The sequence below is a fragment of the Pseudarthrobacter sp. B4EP4b genome (genome assembly GCF_006680095.1).
Classification (GTDB): Bacteria; Actinomycetota; Actinomycetes; order Actinomycetales; family Micrococcaceae; genus Arthrobacter.
The window spans coordinates 6,820-15,881 of the sequence record NZ_VHIJ01000048.1 but is presented as its reverse complement, the minus strand read 5'-3'; the positions used below and the strand labels follow the sequence as shown (position 1 = coordinate 15,881).

The 9,062-nt window shown below is 67.1% G+C and carries 7 protein-coding genes; 5 read left to right on the top strand and 2 right to left on the bottom strand.

What is annotated here, in order from left to right:
- Positions 1-1,624, top strand: a 1,624-nt coding sequence (gene ppsA / locus FNL14_RS17545; protein WP_142062567.1) for a phosphoenolpyruvate synthase, incomplete at its 5' end; no start/stop codon positions are given.
- A gap of 18 nt (positions 1,625-1,642) precedes the next feature.
- The gene (locus tag FNL14_RS17540) at positions 1,643-2,476 is read left to right on the top strand and encodes a pyruvate, water dikinase regulatory protein (RefSeq protein ID WP_142062564.1); all 834 of its coding nucleotides are present in this window, start codon (positions 1,643-1,645) and stop codon (positions 2,474-2,476) included.
- 35 nt (positions 2,477-2,511) lie between these two features.
- Here the strand turns inward: FNL14_RS17540 and FNL14_RS17535 are convergent, their stop codons facing one another.
- Positions 2,512-3,342: an IclR family transcriptional regulator gene (locus FNL14_RS17535; protein WP_142062539.1), complete on the bottom strand. Its 831-nt coding sequence runs from the start codon at positions 3,340-3,342 to the stop codon at positions 2,512-2,514.
- A 150-nt stretch (positions 3,343-3,492) separates the two neighbouring features.
- Here FNL14_RS17535 and FNL14_RS17530 point away from each other — a divergent pair, with 150 nt between their 5' ends.
- From FNL14_RS17530 to FNL14_RS17520, 3 genes are read left to right on the top strand one after another with little or no spacing between them, the layout of a single operon-like run.
- Positions 3,493-6,237, top strand: a complete 2,745-nt coding sequence (locus FNL14_RS17530; RefSeq protein WP_142062536.1) for an alpha-L-rhamnosidase — start codon at positions 3,493-3,495, stop codon at positions 6,235-6,237.
- Positions 6,234-7,226: an alpha/beta hydrolase gene (locus tag FNL14_RS17525; protein ID WP_142062533.1), complete on the top strand. Its 993-nt coding sequence runs from the start codon at positions 6,234-6,236 to the stop codon at positions 7,224-7,226. The genes FNL14_RS17530 and FNL14_RS17525 overlap by 4 nt, the downstream gene beginning before the upstream one ends.
- Complete coding sequence (locus tag FNL14_RS17520) at positions 7,223-8,167, top strand: alpha/beta hydrolase (protein WP_142062531.1); 945 nt, start codon at positions 7,223-7,225, stop codon at positions 8,165-8,167. The genes FNL14_RS17525 and FNL14_RS17520 overlap by 4 nt, the downstream gene beginning before the upstream one ends.
- 55 nt (positions 8,168-8,222) lie before the next feature.
- On the opposite strand, the gene FNL14_RS17515 is transcribed toward FNL14_RS17520, so the two are convergent.
- Positions 8,223-8,990 carry a FadR/GntR family transcriptional regulator gene (locus FNL14_RS17515; RefSeq protein ID WP_142062528.1) on the bottom strand — a complete coding sequence of 256 codons (768 nt, stop codon included), beginning with the start codon at positions 8,988-8,990 and terminating at the stop codon, positions 8,223-8,225.
- Positions 8,991-9,062: the final 72 nt, after the last annotated feature.

Here is a 9,062-nt window from a genome sequence, read left to right as displayed (position 1 = left end):
TCAGATGACCTACACGGAATCCCGCGAGGTTGGCCGGACGGTGGACTTCGTTCCCGTGCCGCAGGACCTCCGCCGCCGGTTCAGCCTGACGGATACAGAAGTCCAGGAGCTTGCCCGCCACGCGATGGCCATTGAGGCGCACTACGGCCGCCCCATGGACATCGAGTGGGGGAAGGACGGAATCGACGGCGAGCTCTACATCCTCCAGGCACGTCCTGAGACCGTTGAATCCCGGAAAGCCACCGGCACCATCTCCCGGTACACCCTGAACGAGCGCTCGGCCGTCCTGGTGGAGGGCCGGGCCATCGGCCAGCGCATCGGCGCCGGCCAGGTGCGGGTCCTCACCTCGATCGACCAGATGGCCTCGTTCCAGGCCGGGGACGTCCTGGTGGCCAACATGACGGACCCGGACTGGGAACCGATCATGAAGAAAGCCGCCGCCATCGTCACCGACCGCGGCGGGCGCACCTGCCACGCAGCCATCATCGCCCGCGAGCTTGGCATCCCGGCCGTCGTCGGTACCGGCAATGCTTCCCGGGTCCTGGCTGACGGCTCTCCGGTCACGGTTTCCTGCGCAGAGGGCGAGGCCGGCCTGGTCTACGAGGGCCTGCTGGATTACACACTGAACGAGACCAGCCTGGACACCATGCCGCCGGCGCCGGTCAAGATCATGATGAACGTGGGAACCCCCGAGCAGGCCTTCAGCTTCGCCCGGCTTCCGCACCACGGTGTTGGACTGGCCCGCCTCGAATTCATCATCAACCGCCAGATCGGTATCCACCCCAATGCCCTGCTGGCAGTGGCGGGAGAAATCGAACGCCCGGCCAGCCTCTCGGACTACACCGTCCGCCAGATCCGCGAGAAGACGGCTGCCTACGACGGGCCCCGGGACTACTACGTCCGGCGCCTGGCCGAGGGCATTTCCACCATCGCCGCGGCGTTTGCCCCCGAACCCGTCATCATCCGGCTCTCGGACTTCAAGTCCAACGAGTACGCCAACCTGCTGGGCGGTCCCGCGTTCGAACCAACCGAGGAGAACCCGATGATCGGCTACCGGGGCGCGTCCCGGTACCTCTCGGACTCGTTCCGGCAGGCCTTCGAGCTTGAGTGCGAAGCCCTGAAGTTCGTGCGCAACGAAATGGGCCTGTCCAACATCAAGATCATGGTCCCGTTCGTCCGGACCCTGGACGAGGCCCGGGGAGTGACCGAGCTGCTCGCCGCCAACGGGCTGCGCCGCGGCGAGGACGGTCTCGAGATCGTGATGATGTGTGAACTGCCCGCCAACGCCCTGCTCGCCGATGAGTTCCTCGAGTACTTCGACGGCTTCTCCATCGGCTCCAACGACCTGACCCAGCTGACCCTGGGCCTGGACCGCGATTCGGCACTGGTGGCCGAAGGCTTCGATGAACGGAACCCGGCGGTAACCAGGCTCCTGGAAATGGCCATTGCCGCCTGCCGTGCCAAGGGCAAGTACGTCGGCATTTGCGGGCAGGGCCCCAGCGACCACCCGGACTTTGCCGAGTGGCTCCTGGAAAAGGGCATCAGCTCCATCTCGCTGAACCCTGACGCCGTCACCGACACCTGGCTGCGACTGGCCCGCTCCGGAACGCGCTCAGCAGTCTAAGTGGCGGACCAACAACGGATGGATACCGTGGGGGCGGGCACCTCGTCCGCCCCCACGGTGTTCTTCCTTTCCGACAGCACCGGCATCACCGCCGAAACGCTGGGCAATACCTTGCTCACGCAATTTCCCACCCGGCACCTGGAGCGCCGGACCATCCCGTTCATCACCACGGTGGAGCAGGCTCACGAAGTGGTCGCCGTCATCGACCGGCTCGCCGCCGCCGGCCCCCGGCCGATCATCTTCTCCACCACGGTCGATAACGATATTCGCGCCGTTCTTTCCCGGAGCCAGGGGCACTTCTTCGACCTCTTCGGCGCACATATCGGCCAACTCGAACAGGCACTCCACGTCCCCGCCAGCGGGCAGCCCGGCCAGGCCCACGGTGTGGGTGACGCAGTTCGCTACCAGTCGCGCATGGCCGCCGTCGAGTACGCCATCGAGCACGACGACGGCCAGTCGGTGCGGGCGCTGGAGCGCGCCGAACTTATCCTCATCGCTCCCTCGCGGTGCGGAAAAACCCCCACCACTATGTACCTGGCGCTGCAGCACGGCATCCTCGCCGCCAACTTTCCCCTGGTGGAGGAAGATTTCGCCAGCCTGTCCCTGCCGAAACCATTGCTGCCCTTTGTGAACAAATGCTTTGGGCTGACCTCCCTGCCCGTCCGGCTGAGCCAGATTCGCCAGGAACGCAGGCCGGGCAGCGACTACGCCTCGCTGGGCCAGTGCACCTATGAGCTGCGGAACGCCGAGGACATGTACAGGGTCAACCAGGTGCCTTACGTAAATTCCGCGTCAATGTCGGTTGAAGAAATCTCCGCCACTGTCCTCCAGCGGATGCAGCTGCACCACTGACCAGGTCCGCGGCCCACACCGAGCATTTCCGGCGCCTACCCCTCCGAGTGCGTCCGTACGTCAGGGCTGACTTCGGCGAGGTGGCCCAGGTTCCTGGACACGGCACGCGCCGTGGCCCGGACCGCCGGGGCCAGCACGTTGGGCGGCGTTGAGCCGTCCGGGACAACGATGGACAGGGCGGCCACCACGGACCCCTGCGCGTCAAAGATCGGCGACGCCACGGACACCGTCTTCGAGGGCGCCGAGCGGCGGATCATGGCAATCCCGGTGCGCCGCACATCAGACAGGGTCCGGCGCAGCTGGCCTTCGGGCATGTGCTCCACGCCGGGTTCGTGCTCGGACGGCTTCCGCAGCGTGGCCTCCTGGAACTGCTGGTCCGCGCCGGCCAGGAGAACCAGCCCGACGGCGGTGCTCCGCAGCGGCGCGCGTCCGCCCACCCGGTACGCCACTTCCGTGGCGTCCTTCGAGGACAGCCGCTCGATCAACACCGCCTCCTCGTTATCCCGCACGGCCAGCAGGACGTGGTGGCGGGTCACCTCGAACAGGTCCTCCAGGTAGGGCAGCGCGATCTCGCGCACGCCGTGACCGCGCGGCGACAGGGATGCCACCTCCCATAGGCGGACCCCCACAACGTAACGGCCGTCGTCGAGCCTTTCCAGGGCGCCCCATGCAACCAGCCGGGCAATGAGGCGCAGCGCGGTGGGCGCGGGCATTCCGGCGTGGCGGGCCAGTTCCGAGAGGGTTAAAGCGCGACGGCGGTCGGAAAAGACCGCGAGCAGGCTCAGCGCGCGGTCAATCACCGGTTCGCCCTGCTTGGGCCGCTTCCCGCGGGCGGGAGTGCTGTCGGTGTCCGGCGAGACAGTCATGGCGGAGGGTCCTTGTGCCGTTGGGGGTTCGGACCGGAGTCCGTGAGCTGGAACACAATATCATTCCAACCAATGAAAGAAGACTGTAGGAGGCTGCCCGCCGGAAACGAAGCTGGAACTCCAGCTGTCCCACGTTCAGGAGCCTCCGGCATGACCTCCACCTGTCTCGACGCCGGCGTCGAGGAATCCCTCCTCGCCCCCGCCAGCCCCACCCGGCTTCGCGTGGAGCATCTCCGCGAGGCGATGGGCATAACTACCACCCGGCCGCGCCTCAGCTGGACCCTCCCGGACGGCGCAACAGCCCAGACCGGATACCAGATCACAGCCAGCAATGGTTGGGATACCGGCCGGATGGAGTCTGCGCAGCACCTGCTGGTGCCCTACGCCGGCCCGGCACTGCAGTCGCGCAGCCGGTTCGAATGGCGCGTGCGGACGTGGGCCGCGGATGCCAACGGCATCGAAACGGAGAGCGCCTGGTCCGAACCGATGCCGGTGGAACTGGGACTCCTGCACCCTTCTGACTGGATTGCGCAATGGATCGGCCCCGAGGAGCCGGCTGTTCCCGCTCCCGGGGAACGGCCCGGCTACCGCCTGTCCAAAACCTTCGGGCCGGACGTCACGCCGGAGTCAGCCCGCATCTATGCCACCGCGCACGGCATCTACGAGCTGTTCCTCAACGGACAGCGGGTTGGCGACCAGCAACTCACCCCTGGCTCCACCAGCTACAACACCACCCTCCAGGTCCAGGCTTACGACGTCACCGCATTGCTGCGCCCCGGAACCAACACCCTGCGCGCAGTGCTCACCGATGGCTGGTACCGCGGGACCTTCGGTTTCACGCGCGACGCCGACATGTACGGCACGCACACAGCCCTCCTTGCGCAGCTGGAGCTGCAGTCCGGGAACAGCAGGACGGTGATCGGCACCGACGAGTCCTGGCTGGTTTCGCCAACGGAGATCCTCAGCGCGGACCTGATGGCCGGCCAGCGGGTGGACTTCCGGGTGCCGGCAGCAAACGCGCCCCAAGTGAGCGCCGCCGTCGCCCGTGACGGAAGCTACGAAACGCTGACGGGCCCGGTGGCACCAGCCACGCGGGTCGTGGAGGGGCTCGCACCGGTAGCCATCACCCGCCTAGACAACGGGCACCAGGTGGTGGATTTCGGCCAGAACATCCACGGCTGGGTGCGCCTCAACAGGCTTGGCGCGCCGGGGGAGAAGGTCACCCTTGTGTACGGGGAGGCGCTCGGCCCCACCGGTGACGTGACGCAAGACCACTTGCGCCCCATCGACTTCCGCCGCCCGGGCCAGTTCCTGTCCGCAGGCCAGGTTGACGAGGTGGCGGCGTCGGGCGCTCCGGGGGAAGTATTCGAACCGCGGCATACTACCCACGGCTTCCAGTACGTCTCCCTGCGCGGCCTCACCACGGACCTCGCGCGGGAGGACATCACCGCGTGCCTGGTGCAGACGGACCTGGAACCCCTCGGGACCTTCACCTGCAGCGAAGGGCGGCTGAACAAGCTCCACAAGATTGTGGAGTGGAGCTTCCGGGACAACGCCTGTGAGGTCCCCACCGACTGCCCGCAACGGGAGAAGGCGGGCTGGACGGGGGACTGGCAGCTGTTTATACCCACGGCTGCATATCTCTTCGACGTCACAGGCTTTTCACGGAAGTGGCTGAACGACGTCCGTGCCGACCAGTGGGAGGACGGCGTTATTGCCAACATCTCGCCGTCGCCCGGTGCCGACATCACCTCGGGGGATTTCATGTCCTTTGTGAACGGTTCTGCCGGCTGGGGCGACGCCATAGTGATGGTGCCGTGGGAGCTGTACCTCTCCACCGGAGATGCTGAAATTCTCGCCGAGAACTGGGACGCGATGACCCGGTGGGTAAACTTCGTCCGGACCACCGCGGAATCCCGCCAGCACCCGGAGCGCCAGGCCGCCAGTCCAACACCGGCGCCGCACGAACAATACCTCTGGGACACCGGCTTTCACTGGGGCGAGTGGATGGAACCGGACGGCTCGGAACCGGATCTGTTCGCCGCCCGCTCCGGCGATCACGGCATTGTGGCAACCGCCTACTACCGGAACACCACAGCCCTGCTCGCGAAGATTGCCGCCGTCCTGGGCCGCGAGGAGGAAGCCGCCGCGCTCGCCGAACTGTCCGAAAACGTCCGGCAGGCCTGGGAAACGGAATACCTCGACGCCGGCGGGCACGTCACCCAACCCAGCCAGGCCAACTGCGTCCGTGCCCTCGCGTTTGACCTCATCAGCCCGGAGCAACGCGCCGGCGTGACGGCCCAGCTGGTCGCGCTGATCAGGGCCGCGGGCACGCACGTGGGGACCGGCTTCCTGGCCACGCCCTACCTGCTTCCCGTCCTCGCGGACAACGGGGAACTGGACCTCGCCTACGAGCTGCTGATGCAGGACTCTGAACCCTCCTGGCTGGTGATGGTGGACCGTGGCGCCACCACCATGTGGGAGCTCTGGAACGGCATCGACGCCGATGGCACCCCGCACCAGTCCCTGAACCACTACAGTAAGGGCGCCGTGGTGTCCTTCCTGCACCGCTACACCGCAGGCCTCCGCCAGGCTCCGGGCAGCGCGGGCTACGAACGGATCATCATCGAACCGCGCCCCGGCGCCGGCCTGGCCTCCGCGGCCACTTCGCATCAGGGACCTCACGGCCTGATTGAAGTGGAGTGGACAGCGGACGACGGCGGCCTGCAGCTGAGTGCCACCGTCCCGGCCGGGACCATCGCCGACGTCCGCCTGCCCGGCCAGCCTCCCGCCGTCGTCGGACCTGGAAAGCACCACTTTGCCGCTGCCCGCGGCGGAACTGCTGAAACGCCTCAGCTTGCCAAAGACCCCGAACTTGTAAGGAGCACACCATGAGTGTCAACGAAGCCACCGAGGTCTACGAAACCAAACCCTTCGATCCTGCCCGGCCCGGTGGTGTGGACGTTCCCCCGTTCCCGGTCTTCGACGCCCCGGGTGTGCCCGAAAACGTCTCGGACATTTCTGCCGTCCACCGTGAAGTCACGTATGCGCGGGCCATCGGGTTCCGGCCGCTCAAGATGGACATCTGGCTGCCGCGCCAGGCCGCCACCCCCGTGCCGGTGGTGGTGTGGGTCCACGGCGGGGCCTTCCAGCTGGGTGACCGCCGCGAACTGCCGCCCACCTTTGCACCGGACTCGGTGTTCCGGCTGCTCAACGAGGCCGGAATCGCCTGCGCCACCGTGGACTACCGGCACTGCCTGGAGGCGCCGTTCCCGGCGCAGCTGCACGACCTGAAGGCGGCCGTCCGCTACCTGCGCGAATATGCGGCGGACCTCGGCGTGGACCCGGAACGGTTCGGCGCCTGGGGCGAATCCGCCGGCGGGCACCTTGTCGCGCTGCTCGGACTGACTGGCGCCAGGGAGGACCTGCACGGCGGGCTCGGTGCGCAGGGGCACTCCAGCCGCGTCAGCGCCGTCGTCGACTTCTACGGGGTCTCCTCGCTCGTGGACATCCCGCCGATGAACACCCCTGACGGGCTCTTCCCGCCGGCGCTGACCGCAGCTGTTCCGGCCGGAATGTCCCTGCAGCCCGAGTACATGCTGGTGGGCGGCTCGGACGATCCCGCGCTGCTGGCTGCGGCAAGCCCGGTCAGCTACGTCACCGCCGGCGCGGCGCCGTTCCTACTGATCCACGGCGACAGCGACGGCCTGGTGCCGCACTCACAGACCGACCTCCTGGCCGCGGCGCTCGCGGCAGCAGGCGTTGAGCATGAAGTGGTCACCATCAAGGGCGGCGACCACTGCTTCTTCGGCGCGGAAGACCAGCTGGACAACATTCTCGCGGCCGCCGTCGGTTTCTTCACCGAAAAGCTGGGCCGGTCATGACAGCCCGGCAGGGGGGATCGTCCGTGCCGTCCGACGGCGGGACGCTCGCGCCTGACGCTGGTTTCGCCTTGTACATGGCGGCACCCGAAGGTCCGGAAACCCTGCCCAGCCAGATGGGGCCCGACGTGCCCATCCGCACTGTCATCGCAGAGGGCAAGCGCGGGCCGGTGGATATCCGGATCTATGGGGAGCCGTCCTCCACCGGTGGGCCAGCGCTGGTGTGGCTGCACGGCGGCGGCTTCGTCAGCGGCGGCCTTGATATGCCCGAATCCGACTATCTGGGCCGCGTACTCGCCGCAAGCGGGATCCCGGTGCTGTCCGTCGATTACCGGCTGGCCCGCGACGGAGTGCACTTTCCGGTGCCCCACGAGGACGCGCTGGCGGCATGGTTCTGGATCCGCCGGAACGCCGCCGGACTCGGGTTGGATGCGGATCTCCTGTGCCTGGGCGGCGCAGGCGCGGGCGGCAACCTCGCCGTGGGCGCCGCGCTCTACCTGACCGACGCCGGCAAGCCGCTCCCCGCGAAGCTCCTGCTGGCGTATCCCTTCCTCCATGCCGAACTGCCGCCGCCCGCGGGCGGACTGGACGAGGAGGTGATGGCGACGCTGCCGCGGCACCTCCGCTTTACGATCGAGGACTGCCTGCGGAATGCGGAGAACTATGTGGGCGGACCCGTGAGCATGGCGTCCTCCTACGCGATGCCTGGCTACGCCGACCCGTCAGGGCTGCCGCCGACTGCCATCGTCGCCTGCGAGTACGACGACGTCCGCGGCTCCTCCGAGCTGTTCGCCGCCAACCTGGAGCAGGCCGGTGTTCCGGTGTCCTACTTCCTGGCCCGCGGCGCAGTCCACGGGCACCTCAACCACGCGGCGGGCAGCCCGGAGGCGCAGCCCGTCCTGGATTTCCTCGCCCAGGAGCTGGCATCCGCGAAGATACAGTAACAACCGCAGACAGCGGCGTCCCGGCCCGCCCGCTCCACGCCGCGGGTCTGAGGTTTTAGGTTCCTGCCTTGCCTGAAGCGGCAGGCGGCGCATTGTCGCCGTAGTGGCTGCTGGACCAGATCTGGCTCATCTCTTCGGTGGACTGCTCCACAATCCTGCTCATGGCGGCATGAGCTGCGGCCGCCTCCCCGCGCTGGATGGCGCTGGCCACATCCATGTGCAGCTGCAACGCTTCGTGATGGGGGAGGTGCGGCATCAGGCCATGTTGCGTGCGGCCAGTCAGGACCTCCGTCACCAGGTTCTGCAACTGTGCGAACATGGCGTTGCCCGAAGCATTAAGTACGGCCGCGTGAAACTCCACGTCCAGCAGTAGGAACTCTTCCTGGTCTCCACGCTGACCGGCTGCCCACAGCCGGGCCGCGAGGGCTACCAGCTCGCTGCCCGCGTCCCACGATGCCCGCTCGGCAGCAAGTCGGGCTGCCTGCGGTTCCACCGCTCCACGGAGTTCGTTGAGTGACTGCAGCTGCTCAAGCCGACGGGACGAGGCAAGGCGCCAGCGGATCACTTCGGGATCGTAGAGATTCCAGGATGCTTCAGGCTGCACCACTGTGCCGAACCGGCGGCGTGACTCGAGCAGGCCCTTGGAGGACAGCACGCGGGCGGCCTCCCTCACCACGGAACGGGACACGTTGTGCTGTGCCTCCAACTCATCCAACCTCAGGACTGAGTTCGCGGGAAAACGCCCCTCAGCAATAGCAAGCCCCAGACTCTGCACGAGTGAAGCGTGCAGGTTTGTTGGAGACTCCGCCTTTGGGGTTTTCATAGATAAATCATACGGGTGCTTGCCAAGGCCTTGTCTATGTCTGTTTTATTTGTCTATGCTGACTCCCAAAGC

What these genes read in the sequence shown, in the direction of transcription:
- FNL14_RS17540 (WP_142062564.1), top strand. Translation starts at nt 1,643, where the DNA reads ATGGATACCGTGGGGGCGGGCACCTCGTCCGCCCCCACGGTGTTCTTC.
- FNL14_RS17530 (WP_142062536.1), top strand. Translation starts at nt 3,493, where the DNA reads ATGACCTCCACCTGTCTCGACGCCGGCGTCGAGGAATCCCTCCTCGCC.
- FNL14_RS17515 (WP_142062528.1), bottom strand. Translation starts at nt 8,990, where the DNA reads ATGAAAACCCCAAAGGCGGAGTCTCCAACAAACCTGCACGCTTCACTC.
- FNL14_RS17525 (WP_142062533.1), top strand. Translation starts at nt 6,234, where the DNA reads ATGAGTGTCAACGAAGCCACCGAGGTCTACGAAACCAAACCCTTCGAT.
- FNL14_RS17535 (WP_142062539.1), bottom strand. Translation starts at nt 3,342, where the DNA reads ATGACTGTCTCGCCGGACACCGACAGCACTCCCGCCCGCGGGAAGCGG.
- FNL14_RS17520 (WP_142062531.1), top strand. Translation starts at nt 7,223, where the DNA reads ATGACAGCCCGGCAGGGGGGATCGTCCGTGCCGTCCGACGGCGGGACG.